This is a genomic window from Arthrobacter sp. FW306-07-I (genome assembly GCF_021800405.1).
Classification (GTDB): domain Bacteria; phylum Actinomycetota; class Actinomycetes; order Actinomycetales; family Micrococcaceae; genus Arthrobacter.
Genome location: NZ_CP084550.1, coordinates 3,235,350 through 3,254,684 on the forward strand (window position 1 = coordinate 3,235,350; position 19,335 = coordinate 3,254,684).

General features: G+C 67.0%; 16 protein-coding genes. 6 read left to right on the forward strand and 10 right to left on the reverse strand.

Annotated elements, in window-relative coordinates; translation table 11 throughout:
• Positions 1–16: 16 nt before the first annotated feature.
• The 6 genes from LFT46_RS14990 to LFT46_RS15015 form a co-directional block, all read right to left on the reverse strand.
• Complete coding sequence (locus LFT46_RS14990) at positions 17–1,579, reverse strand: amino acid permease (RefSeq protein ID WP_236799195.1); 1,563 nt, start codon at positions 1,577–1,579, stop codon at positions 17–19.
• 173 nt (positions 1,580–1,752) lie between these two features.
• On the reverse strand, positions 1,753–2,160 hold the full coding sequence (locus LFT46_RS14995) for a DUF779 domain-containing protein (protein WP_236799196.1): 408 nt from the start codon (positions 2,158–2,160) through the stop codon (positions 1,753–1,755).
• A gap of 3 nt (positions 2,161–2,163) precedes the next feature.
• Positions 2,164–3,687: an acetaldehyde dehydrogenase ExaC gene (gene exaC, locus LFT46_RS15000; protein WP_236799197.1), complete on the reverse strand. Its 1,524-nt coding sequence runs from the start codon at positions 3,685–3,687 to the stop codon at positions 2,164–2,166.
• Positions 3,688–3,857: 170 nt separating this feature from the next.
• The gene (locus tag LFT46_RS15005; RefSeq protein ID WP_236820225.1) at positions 3,858–5,219 is read right to left on the reverse strand and encodes a GAF domain-containing protein; all 1,362 of its coding nucleotides are present in this window, start codon (positions 5,217–5,219) and stop codon (positions 3,858–3,860) included.
• A gap of 154 nt (positions 5,220–5,373) precedes the next feature.
• Positions 5,374–6,840: an FAD-dependent oxidoreductase gene (locus LFT46_RS15010; protein ID WP_373462160.1), complete on the reverse strand. Its 1,467-nt coding sequence runs from the start codon at positions 6,838–6,840 to the stop codon at positions 5,374–5,376.
• 38 nt (positions 6,841–6,878) lie between these two features.
• Complete coding sequence (locus LFT46_RS15015; protein WP_236822050.1) at positions 6,879–7,874, reverse strand: DNA topoisomerase IB; 996 nt, start codon at positions 7,872–7,874, stop codon at positions 6,879–6,881.
• Positions 7,875–7,992: 118 nt separating this feature from the next.
• On the opposite strand from LFT46_RS15015, the gene rarD reads away from it, so the two are divergent.
• The gene (gene rarD / locus LFT46_RS15020; RefSeq protein WP_442863650.1) at positions 7,993–9,021 is read left to right on the forward strand and encodes an EamA family transporter RarD; all 1,029 of its coding nucleotides are present in this window, start codon (positions 7,993–7,995) and stop codon (positions 9,019–9,021) included.
• Between the two features lie 78 nt (positions 9,022–9,099).
• Here the strand turns inward: rarD and gabT are convergent, their stop codons facing one another.
• Together gabT and LFT46_RS15030 are read right to left on the reverse strand one after the other, a co-directional pair.
• Complete coding sequence (gabT, locus tag LFT46_RS15025; RefSeq protein ID WP_236799200.1) at positions 9,100–10,470, reverse strand: 4-aminobutyrate--2-oxoglutarate transaminase; 1,371 nt, start codon at positions 10,468–10,470, stop codon at positions 9,100–9,102.
• Positions 10,471–10,500: 30 nt separating this feature from the next.
• Positions 10,501–11,931 carry an aminobutyraldehyde dehydrogenase gene (locus tag LFT46_RS15030; protein WP_236820226.1) on the reverse strand — a complete coding sequence of 477 codons (1,431 nt, stop codon included), beginning with the start codon at positions 11,929–11,931 and terminating at the stop codon, positions 10,501–10,503.
• Between the two features lie 168 nt (positions 11,932–12,099).
• Between LFT46_RS15030 and LFT46_RS15035 the strand changes: the two genes are divergently transcribed.
• Positions 12,100–13,536 carry a PucR family transcriptional regulator gene (locus LFT46_RS15035; protein WP_236820227.1) on the forward strand — a complete coding sequence of 479 codons (1,437 nt, stop codon included), beginning with the start codon at positions 12,100–12,102 and terminating at the stop codon, positions 13,534–13,536.
• Between the two features lie 15 nt (positions 13,537–13,551).
• Here the strand turns inward: LFT46_RS15035 and LFT46_RS15040 are convergent, their stop codons facing one another.
• On the reverse strand, positions 13,552–15,153 hold the full coding sequence (locus tag LFT46_RS15040) for a CYTH and CHAD domain-containing protein (protein WP_236820228.1): 1,602 nt from the start codon (positions 15,151–15,153) through the stop codon (positions 13,552–13,554).
• A 136-nt stretch (positions 15,154–15,289) separates the two neighbouring features.
• Between LFT46_RS15040 and LFT46_RS15045 the strand changes: the two genes are divergently transcribed.
• Positions 15,290–16,615, forward strand: a complete 1,326-nt coding sequence (locus LFT46_RS15045; protein ID WP_236820229.1) for an MFS transporter — start codon at positions 15,290–15,292, stop codon at positions 16,613–16,615.
• Between the two features lie 4 nt (positions 16,616–16,619).
• Complete coding sequence (locus tag LFT46_RS15050) at positions 16,620–17,300, forward strand: FadR/GntR family transcriptional regulator (protein ID WP_236799205.1); 681 nt, start codon at positions 16,620–16,622, stop codon at positions 17,298–17,300.
• A 186-nt stretch (positions 17,301–17,486) separates the two neighbouring features.
• Here the strand turns inward: LFT46_RS15050 and LFT46_RS15055 are convergent, their stop codons facing one another.
• Positions 17,487–18,026, reverse strand: coding sequence for a hypothetical protein (locus LFT46_RS15055; RefSeq protein ID WP_236799206.1), 540 nt, complete (start codon positions 18,024–18,026; stop codon positions 17,487–17,489).
• Between the two features lie 160 nt (positions 18,027–18,186).
• Here LFT46_RS15055 and LFT46_RS15060 point away from each other — a divergent pair, with 160 nt between their 5' ends.
• Both LFT46_RS15060 and LFT46_RS15065 read left to right on the forward strand, forming a co-directional pair.
• Positions 18,187–18,477: a hypothetical protein gene (locus LFT46_RS15060; RefSeq protein ID WP_236799207.1), complete on the forward strand. Its 291-nt coding sequence runs from the start codon at positions 18,187–18,189 to the stop codon at positions 18,475–18,477.
• A 3-nt stretch (positions 18,478–18,480) separates the two neighbouring features.
• Positions 18,481–19,308 (forward strand): DUF1206 domain-containing protein, encoded by an 828-nt coding sequence (locus LFT46_RS15065; RefSeq protein WP_236799208.1) that lies wholly within the window; start codon positions 18,481–18,483, stop codon positions 19,306–19,308.
• The last annotated feature ends 27 nt before the right edge of the window (positions 19,309–19,335 follow it).

The window sequence follows — 19,335 nt, forward strand, 5'->3', positions numbered from 1 at the left end:
GCGGATTCGAGGGCCGTCAGGTGCGGCTCAGCTCGTCCTCGTCATCAGCTTCAGCGGCCGCGAGGGCAGCGGTGCTGGAAATGCCATTGACCGTCGCGTTGGCTTCGGCGAAGCGCTCGTTGAGCCGCGAGTGGCGCTGGCCGTAGGCGAAGTAGATCGCCAGGCCCAGGACCAGCCAGAACGCGAAGAAGATCCAGGTCTCCACGGCCAGGTTGGTCATCAGGTACAGGCAGAGCAGGGCTGAGACCACCGGGAGCACCTTGCCGAACGGGACGCGGAAGGCGGGCTTCAGGTCCGGGCGCTTCTTGCGCAGCACCAGGATGCCCAGGCTGACCACCACGAACGCGGACAGCGTGCCGATGTTGATCATTTCCTCGAGCAGGTCCACGTTGGTGAGGCCTGCCACCAGGGCAACCGCGGTGCCGCAGATGATCTGGAGGCGGACCGGCGTGGCGCGCTTGTCGCTGGTCTTGGAGAGTGCCCGCGGCAGGAGGCCGTCGCGGCTCATGGCCAGCACCACGCGTGACAGGCCCATGAGGAGCACCATGATCACGGTGGTCAGGCCCACCAGGGAACCGAAGGCGATGACCTTGGCGGCGGAGGTGTCGCCCACCGCTTCGAACGCGGTGGTGAGGGTGGGGCTTTTGGCTTCGGCCAGCTGCGTGTAGGACACCATGCCGGTCAGGGCCAGGGAGACCAGGATGTAGAGCAGCGTCACCAGGGCCAGGCCGCCGAAGATGCCGCGGGGCAGGGTCTTCTGCGGGTTCTTCACTTCCTCGGCGGAGGTGGCCACCACATCGAAGCCGATGAAGGCGAAGAACACCAGGGCGGCGCCGGCAAAGATGCCCGCGGTGCCGTACTGGGCAGGGGCAGCGCCCGTCAGGAAGCCGAAGAACGACTGCTTCAGGACGTCCGCCGCACCGGTGCCCGCAGTGGGCTCGGCAGCGGGAACGAACGGGGCGTAGTTTTCGAACTTCACGTAGGTGAAGCCCACCACGATCACGAACAGCACCACGGCGATCTTGATCAGCGTGAAGATGTTGCCCACCCGAGCGGAGAGCTTAGTGCCCAGCACCAGCAGCACGGTGAAGATGGCAACGATCAGGAAAGCGCCCCAGTAGAGGTCCACGCCGCCCAGCGAAATGGCCGGGGGAATGTCCAGGCCGGTGAGGGCAAACACCTTGCTGAGGTAGATGCCCCAGTATTTGGCGATCACGGCCGCGGCCGTGAACAGCTCCAGGATCAGATTCCAACCGATGATCCAGGCAAGAAGTTCGCCCATGGTGGCGTAGGTGAAGACATAGGCCGAACCCGCCACGGGGATGGCGGTGGCGAACTCGGCGTAGCACATGATGGCCAGCGCGCAGGTGACGGCCGCGATGGCGAAGGAGAGCGTCACGGCGGGACCGGCAAAGTTTGCGGCGGCCTTGGCGCCGACCGAGAAGATACCGGCGCCAACAGCAACGGCGACGCCCATGATCATGAGGTCCCAGGTGCTGAGGGAACGCTTAAGCTTGCGTCCGGGCTCATCGGCGTCGGCGATCGACTGCTCGATGGATTTTGTCCGCAGAAGGTTCATAAGGGGTCACAATCCTGGTTTGTGATGGAAACAGACCTATCAACGATAGTGTCCATCCACTGGACGGTCCCAATCGTCCCGAATAGTGAGACGCCCTAATGACCGAATAATGTTCTGCCAACGCACTGGGGGCCCTCCCAAAGGAGAGCCCCCAGTGGCGGCGGATCGAACTTCTAGGCGGGCCAGTCCATCAGCGTGGACCGGATCAGGAAACGTTTACCCTCAGGGGCTTCAACGGAAAAGCCGCTCCCCCTGCCTGGCACAACATCGACGCTAAGGTGGGTGTGGCTCCAGTAGTTGAACTGTTCGCGCGACATCCAGAACTCAAGCGGTTGGGGCTGCAGCCCGTCGGACAGGTCGAACAGTCCCAGGAGGATGTCGGACTCCCCTGTGATGAAGTCACCTGCCGGGTAGCACATGGGAGCGGACCCGTCGCAGCAGCCGCCGGACTGATGGAACATGAGCGGGCCATGCCGGTCCCACAGCATGCGCAGCAGGTCCACGGCCGCGGGCGTGAGCGCCACCCGGGAAAAGTCTTCCCCGGGCAGCGTCACGGCGGCATCGAGCCTGGTCGAAGCCATGGCCTAGAAGAAGCCCAGCTTGTTTTCGTCGTAGCTGACCAGCAGGTTCTTGGTCTGCTGGTAGTGGTCGAGCATCATCGCGTGGTTCTCGCGCCCGATGCCCGAGGACTTGTAGCCGCCGAACGCCGCGCCTGCCGGGTAGGCGTGGTAGTTGTTCACCCAGACGCGTCCGGCCTGGATCTCGCGGCCTGCGCGGTAGGCCACGTTGCCGTTGCGGGACCACACTCCGGCGCCGAGGCCGTAGAGCGTGTCATTGGCGATGCCCATGGCGTCGTTGTAGTCGCTGAATTTCGTCACGGCCACCACCGGGCCGAAGATCTCCTCCTGGAAGATCCGCATGCGGTTGTGGCCCTCGAACACGGTGGGCTGGACGTAGAAGCCGCCGGCCAGGTCGCCCGGCAGCTCGGCACGGGCACCGCCGGTGAGGATCTTGGCGCCTTCCTGCTTTCCGATGTCGATGTAGGACAGGATCTTCTCCAGCTGGTCGTTGGACGCCTGCGCACCCACCTGGGTTTCGGTGTCCAACGGGTTGCCCTGGATCATCTTTTCCACCCGGGCCACGGCGTCCGCCATGAAGGACTCGTAGATGTCCTCCTGGACCAGCGCACGTGACGGGCAGGTGCACACTTCGCCCTGGTTGAACGCAAACAGGGCGAAGCCTTCCTGGGCCTTGTCGTAGAAGGCGTCGTTTTCCTGGGCTACGTCGTTGAAGAAGATGTTGGGGCTCTTGCCGCCCAGTTCCAGCGTGACGGGGATGAGGTTCTGGCTGGCGTACTGGCTGATGAGACGCCCCGTGGTGGTCTCGCCGGTGAAGGCGATCTTCCGGATCCGGGAACTGGACGCCAGCGGCTTGCCGGCTTCGACGCCGAAGCCGTTGACCACGTTAAGCACACCGGCCGGCAGCAGGTCCGCAATGAGCTCCATCAGCACAAGGATGGACGACGGCGTCTGCTCCGCGGGCTTGAGCACCACGGTGTTGCCGGCGGCGAGCGCGGGCGCAAGCTTCCAGACGGCCATCAGGATGGGGAAGTTCCAGGGGATGATCTGGCCCACCACGCCGAGCGGCTCGTGGAAGTGGTAGGCGGTGGTGTTGTCATCCAGCTGCGAGAGGCTGCCCTCCTGCGCCCGGACGGCGGAGGCGAAGTAGCGGAAGTGGTCCGCGGCCAGCGGCAGGTCCGCGTTGAGCGTTTCCCGGATGGGTTTGCCGTTGTCCCAGGTTTCCGCGACGGCCAGCATCTCGAGGTTTTCGTCGATGCGGTCGGCGATCTTGTTCAGGATGGCGGCCCGTTCCGCCACGGAGGTCTTGCCCCAGGAAGGTGCGGCCTTGTGGGCAGCGTCCAGGGCCAGTTCAATGTCCTCGGCCGTGCCGCGGGCCACCTGGCAATATGCCTTGCCTGTTACCGGGGTGATGTTGTCGAAGTACTGGCCCTTCACCGGGGCCACCCATTCGCCGCCAATCCAGTTCTCGTACCGGTCCTTGAAGGTGACCTTCGAACCGTCGGTTCCCGGCTGTGCGTAAACGGTCATGTGCTTAGCTCCTTTGCTGTGCAGAAGGCTGGCCCACCAGGGCGCCCGCCGATGGACCCAGCGTAGGAGGGGAAAGGTTGCAGCAAGGTTGCACGGGTGGGTTGCGGATCACAACCGCGGGCTGAGCTTGTCGGAACCTGGTGTCCACAAGCTCAACCACCTACTGGCTGTCAGGCACGGAGCTCGGCTTCCAGCCGTTCCAGGTCGGCGACGACGGCGGCGCGCTTGGGTGAGCGCGGCGGCAGGAGGCGAAGCGCAGCCCGGCGGATACCGACGTCGTCCCTTGCTTCGGGCAGCGCGGCGAACTTGAGCAGGGACTCGGCGCTGCCGTCCGTGAGGACAGCTTCCCGGAGCAGGGACGAGACCCTGTTCCTCAAGTCCACAATGCCGGGCGCTTCTGAGCGCGGAAGCACCTCGCCACGGTAGATCTCCAGGGCAATCCGGTGCGCACCGCGCTGCAGGCAGCTGAGCACCTGGCCCGTGTCCGGCACCAGGTCCAGCGGGAGCCGGTACGGGCGTGAGCCGGGAACGGCCTCCGGGCTCAGCTCCTGGAGGATCTTCCGGAGGCGGACCATCTCGGCCCTGAGCGTAATGGTGGAACCCTCCCCTGGATACAGCAGCGAGCCGAGTTCCTCGGCGCTGAGCCCTTCCGGGTGTGTGCTGAGCAGGGCAAGGATCTCGCTGTGCCGGGCGGACAGGGAAACCGTCCGGCCGGCCAGGCTGAGCAGCGCCTGGTCGCGGCCCAGCAGTTGGAGGCTGTTGCGGTAGAGGCTGCCTTCCTTGGCACCTGGGGCCTGCCTGCTTCCGGAAGCCGTGGGCCGCCGTCGTACAGCTTTCCTGGCCAGCTCCGCGGCATGCTGCAGGCGCTCCACGCGCAGCTGCGCCTGGGCGGCGGCCACCGTGGCCTCCACCAGCGAGAGCGTGTGCGGGGCCACCGCGGTGTCCGTGCCGGTGATGTCCACGACGCCGAGCAGGGCGCCGGAGTCGGGGTCATGGAAGGGGACGGCTGTGCAGCTCCAGGGATGCACGGCGCGCTGGTAGTGCTCCGCTCCGGCGATCTGGATCCCCCTGCCCAGGGCAAGGGCGGTGCCGGGCGCGCTGGTGCCGACGCTTGCCTCGGACCAGTCCGCGCCGGGAACGAACATCATGCCTTCGGCGCGGCGCTGGAGGGTGGGGTCGCCGTCCACCCACAGCAGCCTGCCCACCTCGTCGCCCACAGCCACCAGGAGGCCGCTGTCATGGCTCGGCTGGACCAGGAGTTTGTTGATGACCGGCATGATGGCGGCCAAGGGGTGCTGCCGGCGGTAGTCGTCCAGCTCGTCCCAATCGAAGGCCAAGCGGGCGGCCACGTTGTCAGGATTGGCCTTGAAGCGTGCAGACCGCTGCCAGGACTCGCGGATGAGTTTGCGCAGGCCCGGAATTTCGGGCGTGGCGTCGCCCCGGCCCGGATGCTGTGGAGCCAGGTCAGCCAGGCGCTCATGTCCCGCCAGCGCGGCGCGCTGGAGCGGTTCAGGGTGGAGCAGGTTCGTCATCGAACTCCCGGTCCAGAGTTTTGCCCAGCGCTTGAGGCTGGAGGTGGCCAAGCCAGCATAGCCGCACCAGAACTGCGTGTCATGGGTGCCGGTGTACTGGGTGTATCCGGACCAGATCCCTCAGCGCCTCCGCTCCCGCCGCCGCGACCCCCGGTCAGCTGCGGGAGATGCGGATCATGTCCTCACGCGGCACAACCTTGATGCGTTCGCGCACCACGTGGTTCAGTTCCTCCGGGCCGGTCCAGGCTGCGCCCAGGCCTGCCTCGTGCGCATCGAGCTTGTTCCACCCTTCCCAGGTGGTGTATTCGATGCCGCGTTCCTCAAGAAGATCGATGATGGCCTGTGGATCGGGATTTTTCGCCGCGGGCAGGTTCAGACGGTCCTCCAGGAGGAAGCCGATGGTCTCCAGCGCGTCACCCTTGGTGTGCCCGATCAGCCCCACGGGACCGCGCTTGATCCAGCCCGTGGTGTAAACGCCGGGAACGGGGTTGCCGTCGGCGTCCAGGACGCGCCCGCCCTCGTTGGGGATGACGCCGCGCTTGGCGTCATACTCCAGTTCGTCCAGGGCCGAGCCGTGGTAGCCGATGGCACGGTAGACGGCCTGGACGGGGTACTCGACGTACTCCCCCGTCCCCTTGGCGTTCCCTGTCCCGTCCAGCTGCATGCGCTCAAACTTGATGCCGCCCACCTTGCCCGTGCCGTCGTCGAGCACTTCAACGGGGTTGTGCAGGAAGTGCAGGTGCAGCCGGCGGGAGGAGGGGTTCTCGGACTCCGCATGCTCCTCCACCAGCCAGTTGGTGAGGGTGTTCACCATGGTCTTCACCTGGTTGTTGGTGCGGATGGCCTCGTCCGAGGCCTCGTCGAACTCGAAGTCCTCCGGGTACAGGACGATGTCGACGTCGTTCATGTGGCTGAGCTCGCGCAGCTCCAGCGGGGTGAACTTGACCTGCGCGGGGCCGCGCCGGCCGAAGACGTGGACGTCGGTGACGGGCGAGGCCTTCAAACCGGCATAGACGTTGTCCGGGATCTCGGTGCTGAGCAGCTCCTCGGGGTGCTTGACCAGCATGCGGGCAACGTCCAAGGCCACGTTCCCGTTGCCGATAACGGCGATTTCCCTGGCCTCCAGCGGCCACTCGCGGGGGACGTCGGGGTGGCCGTCGTACCAGGAAACAAAGTCCGCACCGCCGAAGGAACCCTGCAGATTAACGCCCGGAATGTCCAGGTCCGCATCCTTGACGGCACCCGTGGAGAAGATGACGGCGTCGTAGAAGGCGCGGAAATCGTGCAGCGTGAGGTCCCGGCCGTAGGTGACGTTCCCAAGGAAGCGGATGTCGCCACGGTCCAGGACCTTGTGCAGCGCGTTCACGATGCCCTTGATGCGGGGGTGGTCCGGGGCCACACCGTACCTGATCAGGCCGTAAGGCGCCGGGTAGGCCTCAAAAAGGTCGATGCTGACCTGGAAGTCGCCGTCCTTCACGCCGCTGGACTTCGTGAGGATGTCCGCAGCGTAGACTCCTGCCGGTCCCGCGCCGATGATGGCAACGCGGAGGGGACGGTTGGACGGGGTTTCGCTGTGGTTGGACACCGGGAGCCCTTCTGACTGGTCCTGCTCATGATCCATGAGGGTGCGCAGCACGGTGCAGCGCACAGTCCCCCATTCTAGTTGGCGGCCAGCGGCACAACCTTGCCTTCGCGGTACAGCAGCGCGCGCAGTTCGGCTTCCGCGGAATCCAGCCGTTTCGGGTCGATGGTTTCACCGTCGTGGTAGTGGTCCACCACCCGGGGATCCACGTAGCTCTTCCGCGCGATGGACGGGGTGTTGCCCAGCGTCTGCGCGGCGTCATACATGGCCCGGCTGATGGCCCGCTTCCGCTTGGCGGCAGTGCGCTGGACACCGGTGCGGGCCAGGCTTTCCGCTGCTGCCACCGTTCCGCGCAGGGTCCGGAAGTCCTTGGCCGTAAAGTCGGAGCCGGTGCGCTCCTTTACGTAGGCGTTGATGTCGGCGCTTGTGACCGGGCGCCACACCCTGCCCTCCTTGTAGGCCAGGAGCCGGGCGTTGGGACCGCGCCGCTTGAGCAGGCGCAGCAGGACGGCGAGGTCCGGATCGCGGATTTCCGACTCCCAGTCCTTGCCGCTTTTGGCCGGGAAGCGCAGTATGATCCGGTCTTTTCGCACCTGGACATGGGCGCACAGCAGGGTGGCAAGGCCGCGGCTGCCGTTCTCGTTCGTGTACCGCTCAGACCCCACCCGCAGTGACCCGCTGTCCAGCATCCGGAAGGCGCCGGCCAGGACGCGTTCGCGGGTGAAGCCGTCGCTGCGCAGGTCTATGGTGACGCGCCGCCGGGCTGCGGGAAGCGATTCGGCCAACTGGAGCGACCGGTCGAACTTCACCCTGTCCTTACGCTCGCGCCACTCCGGATGGTAGATGTACTGGCGGCGGCCCACCCCGTCCACCCCGGTGGCCTGGATGTGGCCGTTCTCAAACGGGGCGATCCAGACGTCGGTCCATGCCGGCGGGATGCCGATGCTTTCCAGCCGGTCGCGGATCGGGCCGGGTGGAAGCGTGGAGCCGTCCAGGTCACGGTAACTGAACCCCTTGCCGGCGGCCACCCTGCGGTAGCCACGGCCCGAGGCATTGCTGCGCCGGAGCCTCATGGGGCGGGCTTCGGCAAAGGCGCACATGTCATGAAAGCAAGCCTACTGACTATTTTCCGGATTGCCGCCTGCCTGCTGGAATACCCGCCCGCCGGATGCTGTTATTGAGAGCGTGCCCATGCCAGAAGGAACCTCGCCAGCCACGCCCGTCGCCGCCCCGGAAGCCGCCGCTCCGCCCGCCGCAAAATCCCCAGCAGGTGCCCCGGCACCTGCGGGCCCCGTGCCCGTTGGCAAGGACACGACGGCGGGGATGCTGTTCGGCATCGGCGCGTACGTTTTGTGGGGGCTGCTCCCCCTGTACTTCTTCATCCTTATGCCGGCGGGGGCCGTCGAAATCGTCGCCAACCGCGTGGTCTGGTCGCTGCTGTTCTGCGCGCTCCTGATCACGGTCACCAGGACGTGGCGGGTGCTTGCCGCGGCCCTGAAGGACCGGGTGGTCTTTGGCTCCCTGGCGCTGGCGGCGTTCCTGATCGCCATCAACTGGCTGACCTATACGTACGGGGTGACTACGGGGCAGGCCGTGGAAACATCCCTGGGGTACTTCATCAACCCGCTCGTCTCGGTGCTGCTGGGCGTGCTGGTCCTGAAGGAAAAGCTGCGGCCGCTCCAGTGGACCGCGGTGGCCGTCGGCTTCGTGGCCGTGGGCGTCCTGACCTACTCCTACGGAAAGCTGCCGTGGATCGCCCTCACGCTGGCGTTCAGCTTTGGCCTGTACGGCTTCGTGAAGAACCGGGTGGGCTCGAAAGTGGACGCCATCACCAGCCTCAGCGTGGAGACCATGATGCTCGCCCCTCTCGCTGCCGTGGCCATGGTGGTCCTTGCTGCCAGCGGAAGCTCGACGCTGACCACCCAAGGCGCGGGGCACTTCTGGCTGCTGCTGGCGTCCGGCGTGATCACTGCCGTTCCGCTGCTGTTCTTCGGCGCCTCCGCACGCCGGCTGCCCATGACCACCATCGGGCTGCTCCAGTACTTCGCCCCCGTCCTGCAGTTCCTGGTGGCCTTGCTCGTGTTCCGTGAAACCATGACCGTTGAGCGCTGGATCGGGTTCGGGGTGGTGTGGCTGGCCCTGGTGCTGCTGACCCTGGACATGCTTCGGGCGGCGCGCCGCAACTCGCTGGCCCGCAGGGCGCTTCGCCAGGCCTCCTGATCCTGAATTAACCAAAGAGAAGGTGGGCCCGCGACTGCGGGCCCACCTTCCTTGCGTTGCCGGAGGGAGTCGTTCCGGCTATGCGTTGGCCTTGATGGCGGCGGCGAGGACTTCCAGGCCGTCTGCCAGCAGGTCATCGGTGATGACGAGCGGCGGCAGCAGGCGGATGACGTTGCCGTAGGTGCCGCACGTGAGGATGATGACGCCTTCCTTGAGGCAGGCGGCTGCAACAGCCTTGGTCAGTTCCGGGTTCGGCTCCTTGGAGCCGGCCTGGACCAGTTCGACGGCGAGCATGGCGCCGCGGCCACGGATGTCACCGATCACGTCGGTTCCGGCACCGGCCAGTTCAGCCTGCAGGTCGCGAAGCCGGCTGAGGGCCAGTTCCTCGATGTGGCGGGCACGGCCGTTCAGGTTGTATTCCTCCATGGAGCCGATGGCGGCCAGCGCAGCGGCGCACGCCACCGGGTTGCCGCCGTAGGTGCCGCCCAGGCCGCCCGGGTGGACGGCATCCAGCAGGTCGGCGCGGCCGGTGATGGCGGACAAGGGCATGCCGCCGGCGATTCCCTTGGCCATGGTCAGGATGTCCGGGACAACGCCCTCGTGGTTGACGGCGAACCATTCGCCGGTGCGGCAGAAGCCGGACTGGACTTCGTCGGCGATGAAGACGATGCCCTTCTCCTTGGCCCAGGCGGCCAGCGCCGGGAGGAAGCCTTCGGCCGGGACGATGAAGCCGCCCTCGCCCTGGATGGGTTCGATGATGATGGCGGCAACCTGGTCGCCGCCGATCTGCTTCTCGATCATGGTGATGGCGCGCTTGGCGGCCTCGGCACCGGTGATGGCTGGGTTTTCCTCGCGGTACGGGTAGCTCATCGGCATCCGGTAGACCTCGGGGGCGAACGGGCCGAAGTTGGTCTTGTACGGCATGGCCTTGGCGGTCAGCGCCATGGTCAGGTTGGTGCGGCCGTGGTAGGCATGGTCAAAGGCGACGACGGCGTCCCGGCCGGTTGCCAGGCGGGCCACCTTAACGGCGTTTTCCACGGCCTCGGCGCCGGAGTTGAACAGGACGGTGCGCTTCTCGTGGTCGCCCGGCGTGAGGCGGTTCAGCTGCTCGGCGACGGCCACGTAGCCTTCGTACGGGGTGACCATGAAGCAGGTGTGGGTGAAGTGCTCCACGGCTTCCTTGACCGCGCCGACCACGGCGGGGTCGGAGGCGCCCACGCTGGTCACGGCGATGCCTGAGCCGAGGTCGATGAACGAGTTGCCGTCGACGTCCTGGATGATGCCGCCGTCGGCGTCGGCCACGTAGACCGGAACGCTGGAAGCGACGCCGGCGGCAACCACGGACTTGCGCCGTTCGGTCAGTGCCACGGACTTGGGGCCGGGAAAGTCGGCCTGGACGCGGCGCTTCTGCTCCAGGCGGTAAGTGATGTCTGCTGCGGTGGTGGTCATGGGGTTACTTTCAGTGCTGGTGGTGGGAAATCAGGCGTCGAGGGCGGACATGACGTGCTTGATGCGCGTGTAGTCCTCCACGCCGTACATGGAGAGGTCCTTGCCGTAGCCGGACTGCTTGAAGCCGCCGTGCGGCATTTCGGCGGTGAGCAGGATGTGGGTGTTGATCCAGACGGCGCCGAAGTCCAGGTCGCGGCTGAGCCTCATGGCGGTGCCGTGGTTGGTGGTCCAGACACTGGAGGCCAGGGCGTAGTCGACGTCGTTGGCCATGGCCACGGCTTCTTCCTCAGTGCTGAACTTCTGGACGGTGATAACGGGGCCGAATGTTTCCTTCTGCACCACATCGTCGGTCTGCTTGGCGCCGGTGATGATGGTGGGCTCGAAGAAGAAGCCCTTCTCCCCCGCACGGTGCCCGCCGGTCTCGATCCTGCAGTTGGCGGGCAGGTTCTCCACCACGGAGGTGACGGCGTTGAAGTGGTTGACGTTGTTCAGCGGCCCGAAGTAGTTGTCTTCGTCGTTTTGCGAGCCAGTGTGCAGGGTCCTGGTGTGTTCCACCATGGCTGACACAACGTCGTCGTGCACGGATTCCTCCACCAGCACGCGGGTAATGGCGGTGCAGTCCTGTCCGGCATTGAAAAAGGCGAACTCGGCGATGGCCGCTGCGCTCTTCTTGATGTCGGCGTCCTTGAAGACAATGGCCGGCGCCTTGCCGCCCAGTTCCAGGTGGGCGCGCTTGAGGCCCTTCGCGGCGCCGGACGCGACAGCGATGCCGGCCCGGACCGAGCCGGTGATGGACACCAGGCCGGGGACCTTGTGTTCCACCATCATGGCCCCGGTTTCGCCGGTGCCGAGCACCACGTTCAGCACGCCGGCGGGCAGGATCTCCGCGGCGAGCCGGGCCAGCACCAGGGTGGATTCGGGGGTGGTGTCGGAAGGTTTGAGGACCACCGTGTTACCGGCCGCGAGCGCGGGACCGATCTTCCAGATGGCCATCAGGAACGGGTAGTTCCACGGGGCGACCTGGGCCACCACGCCGATGGGTTCGCGCCGGACGTAGGAGGTGTGGCCCTCGAAGTACTCGCCGGCGGACTTGCCCTCCAGGATGCGGGCGGCCCCGGCGAAGAAGCGCAGCTGGTCGGCGCCGGCAGCCACTTCCTCGGAGGCAATGAGCGAGCGGACCTGGCCGGTGTTGCGGTGTTGGGCCTCGACCAGTTCGTCGCTGTTGGCCTCGATGGCGTCCGCGAGCTTGAGCAGCATCAGCTGGCGCTGGCCCGGGGTGACGTGCTTCCAGGTCCTGAAGGCGTCCTTGGCGGCCGCCATGGCGGCGTCCACATCCGACTGCACCGACACGGGAGCCTGCGCCACCACTTCGCCGTTGGCGGGGTTGACCACGTCCAGCAGGGTGGTGCCGGCGGGGGTGACGAACTTCCCGTTAATGAAGTTCTGCAAGGTTTGAACCACGGTGTGCAACCTCTTTCGTAAGGGCCATCCGCGGCCGGGCGGAGACCAGGACGGATGGATGGAACTGCATTGAGCCTATGCCAGCGCCCAAGCCGGGTGAATAGCCACCTGCACACCCTTGCCAAAGGTGTTTAGTGCGGTTGCCCAGCTCACGTTTATCCTTGCTTCATGGCCATTTCCCTTGCTGCCCTGGTGGGCGTAACCTCCTTGAAGCTGTCCAAGGCGGGCGTGGCGGAGACTACGTGGAACCAGGACATCAACTGGGTTGCGGTGACCGAACTGGAGGATCCTCAGCGGTTCCTCAACGGCGGGGAGCTGGTCCTCACCACGGGCCTGCGGCTTCGCTCGGCGCCCGAGCAGCGCCGCTTTGTCCGCCAGGTGCAGCGCGCCGGAGCGGTGGGCATCGGCTTCGGTGTGGGGCTGTCGCACGAGGCTGTGCCGCCGGCCCTCCTGGCGGAGGCCAACCGGTGGGGGTTGCCCGTGGTGGAGGTGCCATACGAGACGCCCTTCATCGCCATCACCAAGCTGGTGGCCGATGCCCAGTCCGCCGACCACTACGCCAAGCTGGAACGGCTGATCGCCGGGCACCAGGTTCTGGCCCGCGCGCTGCTGACAGGCGGCGGGCTCGCGGAGCTGCTGAAGAACCTGGGCGGCATGCTGCGCACTGACATCGCGCTCACCCAGTTCACGGCCCAGCTCTACAACAGCAGCAGCACCCACCCGTCGGCGGACACCTGGTCCAGCTACCCCGTGCCCACGGGCCGGCGCGACGCCTGCACCCTGTGGGTGCGCCAGCCCTTCGATGACACCGGCATCATCGGCTACGCGCAGAACCTGATCAGCGTGGAGCTGAACAACATGGTCAAGCAGCGGCAGGCACAGCGTGCCCTGTGCGGCCAGGTGCTCGAGGACGTGATCCACGGGGCGCTGGAGACCAGCGAGGCGCAGCGCAGGCTGGCAGGCGTGGGCGTGAACAGCACCCGCAAGAACGTGGTGCTGCTGGCCGTTTCGGCCGCCCACGGCAAGGCTCTGGGGAGCACCTCGGTGCCGCAGGAGCTGGAGAAGGCTGTTGCCGCCGTCGTGGGCAAGGACCTCGTGCTGGTAATCAATGACGACGGCGGGACGGCACCTGCGCTGGCCCGGAAACTCAGCGACCACCTCGCCGAGGCCGGAATCCACGCCACGATCGGCATCGGTGGGGCGTACACCAAGCCAAACGGACTCCGCTGGAGCTACTTCGAGGCGCGCGACGCCGCCAGCCACGGCCTGCCGGTCAACGAGCCCGAGCGGCTGAGCCTGACGTCCCTGCTGCTGGCCAGCGAGGACGTGCCACTGGCGGACATGGCACACGAGTCATTGAACCCCTTGCGTGCCTTCGATGCGGCGCACGGCTCGGAGCTGGTGGCCACGTTGGAGAGCTACCTGAACAACAACGGGTCCGTAGCCGCAGTCGCGGAAGAGCTCACGCTGCACCGCAACACCGTCCGGTACCGGCTGGCCCAGATCACCGAGCTCACCGGCTACGACCCGGCCATCACCGCGGACCGGGTGCAGTTGTGGCTCGCCCTGGCCGTGGCCCGGTTGTCGGCGCGGCAGGGCAAGTAGCCGCCGCTTACAGCCTCAGATGACGCCGTGGCCCAGCAGGTCGCGCGACTTCTTCCACGCCTTCCGGGACCCGGCCTTTGCCGCCCCCATCCGTTCTTCCTGCTGGTTGAGCAGCTCGGCGTAGATGCCCGCCGTTGCCGGATCGCTGTACTCCGCGGCGATGGCGGCGAGCAGGTCGCGGGCCACCACGGCGTCCTGGAATTGGCCCAGGATCTTCTGCTGCCGGTGTGCGGCCTTGGCCACCTTGCCGGCGCGCTTTCCGTGCACCAGGGCCGCCGATTCGGCCACGTGGCGCAGCCGCTTTGCGTCCTTGCGGACGCGGTGGAGGGCAAGCTCTTCCTCCCTGCCGCGCCGGGCCCGCTTGACCGCCTTGTGTGAACGGCGCAGGCGTTTGGCGGCTTTATCCACCGCCTTCCCGGCGGCACGGCGTCCGGGAGTCACGGCTTCGGCGCGCACGGGCGGGTTGTCCCGGAAATCCTCCAGCTTGTCCAGGAGGCGGAAGTAGCGGGTCGATCCCAAGGCTTCCCGCAGGAGCCGGTAGGCGGCGTCGTAATCACTGCCGGTGCGCTGTTCCACGGTTGCGGCGGCGCCGGCGATGCCCTCCCCCGGCGGCAGGGCGCCCAGTTGTTCGCGGAGCTGTTTCCCCAGCACCTCGGCGTCGCGTGGCTGGCCCAGCAGCTGGCCCAGCCATTTCAGCTCGCTCCGCAGCTTGCGCACCGGCGATGCCCGGTAGAGCCGGCTGTAGGCAGCCAGGACGGAGCGGATGCGGCGCGTCGCCGAACGCATGGCGTGCACGGCGTCCGGTTCCTCGTTCCGGACGTCGGCGTCGCTTGCGAGGATCTGGTCGATCTGCGCAGCTACATAGACGGTGACGACGGCGGCGGCCGGGGCGCGCTTTCCAGCCAAGAGGGCGGGGGCACTTCCAGGGCCGGCAGCACCGGCGGCAGGAACCTCACCGGCGGCAGCGGCCCGCTTTCCTGCCTTGGTGTCACTTCCCAGGGCGCGGGCCAGCTTGGAGGCGTGGCCGGCCGGCTGGGCGCCGGCGGCGGTGAGCAGGTCCTCCACGGGGCCGAAGAGGTCAGGATCCCCATGGACCAGTTCCAGCTCCCATTCGCGCCATTCCTGCCGTGTAGCCTCGTCAGGATGTCCGTCCTCCAGTCGCACGGCGGTGACCTGGTCGTCGGCGAAGTCGGCGAGGTGCACGCCGTCCGGCCCGTAGAGGGGGTACGTGGTGCGTCGGGTTTCCAGGCGGACCACGGGCGCCGGGACAGTCCCCCGGAGGTAGGCGTGCAGGTGCGTGAGGAGGCTGTCCGGGACGACGTCGGGCCGGCCGAGCGGCGCGTGCAGTTCCGTCCGGTGCTGGGGGCCTTCCCCGGCGGCAGCCTGCGGCGGCAGCTTCAGGTGCCACCCCGCGTCTTTGCCCCCGGTACGGCGGCGGAGCGTGATGCGGCGGCCAGCCAGGCCATGTTTGGGAGTGTCGAAATACACCGCTTCCAGCAAGTCCGTGTGCGGCTTACCCGTGCGGGCCACCCCGGGAGCCTGCTCCAGTGCCGGCACCTCGGCGGCGGTGTCGACGTCGTACTTCTTCTCGATCTCAAGTTCCCGGGAAGCCTCCACAGCCGTCCTTCCGCGCCGCCTGGTCCATGCCAGGCCCTCCGACAGTCCGTTGGCAGTCTATTGCAGGCGTCCGCTCCGGCGAGAGGTTGGCCACAAAAGCGAAAACATCAAACGTCTAACCTTTACCGTTGAGGGTATGCCCGCCACTCCCCCTGCCTCCGCGCCCGCGGACGCCCCCGCCGTCACTCAGGCGACTCCCACCGCCAGGCCCGCCAAGACAGCCGGGACGGCACCTGCGAGGCCGCGCTCCGCCGTCGTGTTCGGGGTCATTGCGCTGGTACTGATCGGGCTGAACCTGCGCGCCGGCATCACGGGAGCGTCCGCTCTGCTGCACGACCTCCAGGCGGTGCTGGGCTACGGGGCGCTGGTGGCGGCGATCATCCCCTCCATCCCCACCCTGTGTTTCGCTGTGGCCGGCGCTGCCACCTCGTGGCTCAGCGGCAAGCTCGGCGTGGAGAAGGCCATCCTGCTGTCCCTGGCCCTGCTGGCGGGCGGGCTGCTGCTGCGCGGCATCCCCGCCACCGGCATGCTGGTGGCCGGCAGTGTAGTGGGCATGTCCGGGCTGGCCATCTGCAATGTGGCCATGCCGTCCTTCATCCGCGAGCACTTCGCCTCCCGGACCTCCCTCATGACTGCCGTCTACACGGTGACCATGACCACCGGCGGTACCCTGACCTCCGTCCTGGTGGTTCCGCTGGCACAGGCCCTGGGATCCCCGTCCGCCGCTGTGGGTGCCGTGGGCATCGCCGCTGTGGCAGCCTTCCTGGGGTTCGTGCCCGTGGCCATGCATGCCCACCGCCACGCCGTTCGGACCACCGCCCGGCACGTCTCGCCGTGGCCCCTCCTGCGGACACGCAAGGGCCAGCTCCTCACCGCCATCTTCACCCTGCAGGCCCTGCTGGCGTATGCCCTGCTGAGCTGGTTCCCCTACATGCTCACCACTATGGGCCTTGGCGCGTCGGAGAGCGGACTGATGTTCGGGCTGATGCAGCTGGTCTCCGTCCCGGCCGGGATGGTCCTGATTGCCATTGGCTCCCGGCCGGGCATGCTGCGCCCCGCGTTCTATTTGGTAAGCATCACCATGATGGTGGGGATCGCGGCGCTCCTGGTCCTCCCCGTGGGTCTGGCAGCCGTCCCCGCCGTCCTGCTGGGTTTTGGCCTGGGCATCTTCCCGCTGGTGATGGTGATGATCAGCCGCAGCGGAACCAGCACCGCCGAAACCACGGCCTTGTCCACCCTTGCCCAGTCCTCGGGTTACCTGCTGGCCACCGTGGGCCCGTTCGGCATGGGGCTGCTGCACAGCGCCACCGGTAGCTGGTCCCTGCCCCTCGTGCTGCTGCTGGGCCTGGCCCTGGTGCAGATCGTGGTGTCCCACCTGCTCACCGGGAAGGCGATGTCCGCAAAGCCAGCGGGCGCTCCCGGCACGGTTGCCCCGGATGGCGCCCGCGCGGAAGGAAAATAACGCCATGTCCTTGAGTCCTTCGGTCCGTCCGCCGCTCGCCGCCGAAGTCACGGCCAAGCTGCGGGAAATGGTGCACTCCGGCGAGTGGCCGCTAAACCAGCGGATCCCACCCGAACCCGAGCTCATGGCCAGGCTGGGTGTTTCCCGCGGCACCCTCCGCGAGGCGGTCAAGGCTCTGGCCCACGGCGGCATGTTGGAGGTGCGCCGCGGGGACGGCACCTACGTGCGTGCCACCAGCGAAATGTCCGGCGCGGCCCGCCGGATGTACCAGGACCACAGCGAACAGCACATCCTCGAGGTCAGGCTGGGCCTGGACACACAGGCTGCCCGACTGGCCGCGCGCAATGCCACGGACGACGACGTCACGGCCCTGCGTGCGCTCCTCGCCACCCGGGACCGGGCCTGGAGGAACGGGGACTTCGAGGCCTGGGCCGACGCCGACTGGCACTTCCATGAAGGCATTGCGCGCGCGTCCGGCAACCCCCTGCTGCACGAGCTCTACGCGAGCTTTGGCACCGTGTTCCATCAGGACCTGCTGACGCAGCAGCGCCGGCCGGGCTTCAACGGGCTTCCCCGGGACGGCCACGAGACCCTGCTCGATGCCATCGAACAGCGGGACGAGGATGCCGCCGTGGCCAGCGTGAACCGGAACCTGAACTCCTGCGCGGAGTGGCTGGCGGAGTAGTTGCTCCGGCTTCCCCGGTTATCGACGCGCATGTTCCTTGGCGCGCGGGATAAATCCGGTGCGCTTTCGAATATGCGCAGCGAAAGTAAACCTGCGCGTCGCCGAGGACGGTGCGTCCCGGACACGCCAGCGGCCCGGCACCGTGGTGCCGGACCGCCGTCGTACGCTTTGTCTTGCTTATCAGCCTCAGTCGCCGCGCAGGCCCGCGAACACGTTCTTGGGCCGCTGCATCTCGCCGTGCTTGGCGCCCAGGATGATCACCAGTGCTGCGAAGCCCGGGATGGCCCACTGCAGGAGCTTGAGCTGCTGCTGGGCGGCCTTGAGTTCGTCCGACGCGGCGCCATGCGGCTCCGTTGCGCCTTCTGCACCTTCACCGGCCAGCTTGTCCACCTTCTTGCCCAGGATGCCCGAGTACAGGGTCACCGCAGCACCCACGACCGTAACGGCGGTCTTGATGACGGTGTCGCGGGCCACGCCCTCCTGCTTGGCGATGCGGCCTTTGTTCTCCCAGGCAATGGCAAGGTCCGCCACCAGGTGGGAGGCGAAGGCCGCGGTCTGGAACGGAGCCCACTTCATCCAACCAGCGCTGGAAAGCCGGGTCCGCTCCGAGGGGTCCTTGGCCTGGGCCGCTGCCCCGTTGAGCCCGATGGCGCCCATCAGGGATCCACCAAACCATGCTGCTGCCGTGAGGTCGTGAACCGAACGGGCAATGAGATTTCCTGCCATGATGTGCATTCCTATCGTCGTGAACTGGTTCCGGGGTGCCGCTGCGCGGCAGACTTCACTTGCCGTGTCCCATCGAGGTATGGTGCGCTCATGGTAAGCACACTTACTAATATTACGAAAGCCCGCCCCCGACTGGTGCGCACCGCGTAATATCGTCGCCATGGGAAACACAGGGACATTGTTCGGTTGGGCCTTCGGAAACCCCGCCCGCGAAAGTGACAGCGGCTACGTCGACGGACTGGAGCGCGAGGCGCTCCGCAATGCCAAGCAAACGGCAAAAGCCAAGGGCGTGGACGTTGTGGCGGGCTCTGAAGTGTTCACCGTCCTCAGCGCGGACGAATCCCTGGTGGAGCTGGACAACGCCCCCGGCCAGCTGGTGGTCCGCTGTACCGTGCACGTCGAGGGACCGGGCGCAGAAAAGCTGCGGGCCGAAGGGCCCATGAACGGCTGACAGATGTCCAACGGCGAATCCACGCTTAGGCAGGCAGCGGACGTTGTCGAAGAGGCCTCCAACCACAAGGTGCTGGATGTGCTGGCCCGCGCCGGGTTTGCCGTCATGGCCCTGCTCCACGTCATCCTCGGTGCCATCGCCATCGACATCGCTTTCGGGCATCCGGGAGAGGCCGAACCCACCGGCGCCATTGCCCAACTGGCAGACAACCCGGGGGGCCCGATCGTCATGTGGGGGTGCGTGGTGGCCTGCCTCGGCCTTGCCTTATGGCAGGCCAGTGAGGCGACCTTGCGGGCCAGGAGCCTCCCCCGCAAGGAACGGCTGGCCAAGCTGGTCTCCTCAGGGTTCCTGGCCATCGCCTACGGAAGCGTGGGCCTGACCTTCGCAGGCTTCGCGCTGGGCCAGCGCAGCGACTCGGGCGACAACACGCGCGACTTCAGCGCCAGCCTGATGGACAACCCTGTGGGGCCGTGGCTCCTGGTGGCTCTTGGCCTGACCATCCTGGGCGTCGGCATCTACTTCATCGTCAAGGGCTTGCGGCGCGGCTTCAAGGAAGAACTGTTCCATTTCGAGGGCACCCGGCGCGGCAGGCTTATCGACAGCCTGGGCGTCACGGGCCACGTGGCCAAAGGCATCGCGCTGGACCTCACCGGACTGCTGTTCGTCATTGCTGCAGCCAAGCACCGGCCCGAGGAATCAACCGGGCTGGACGGCAGCCTCAAGGCGCTGCAGGACCACCCCTTCGGGCCCGCCCTGCTGGTGGCGATCGGTGCCGGGTTCATCGCCTACGGGATTTTCGCCCTGGTCCGGGCCCGGTTCGGGCGCATGTAGTCCCGGGCTTTGTGGGTAGGAAGGAAG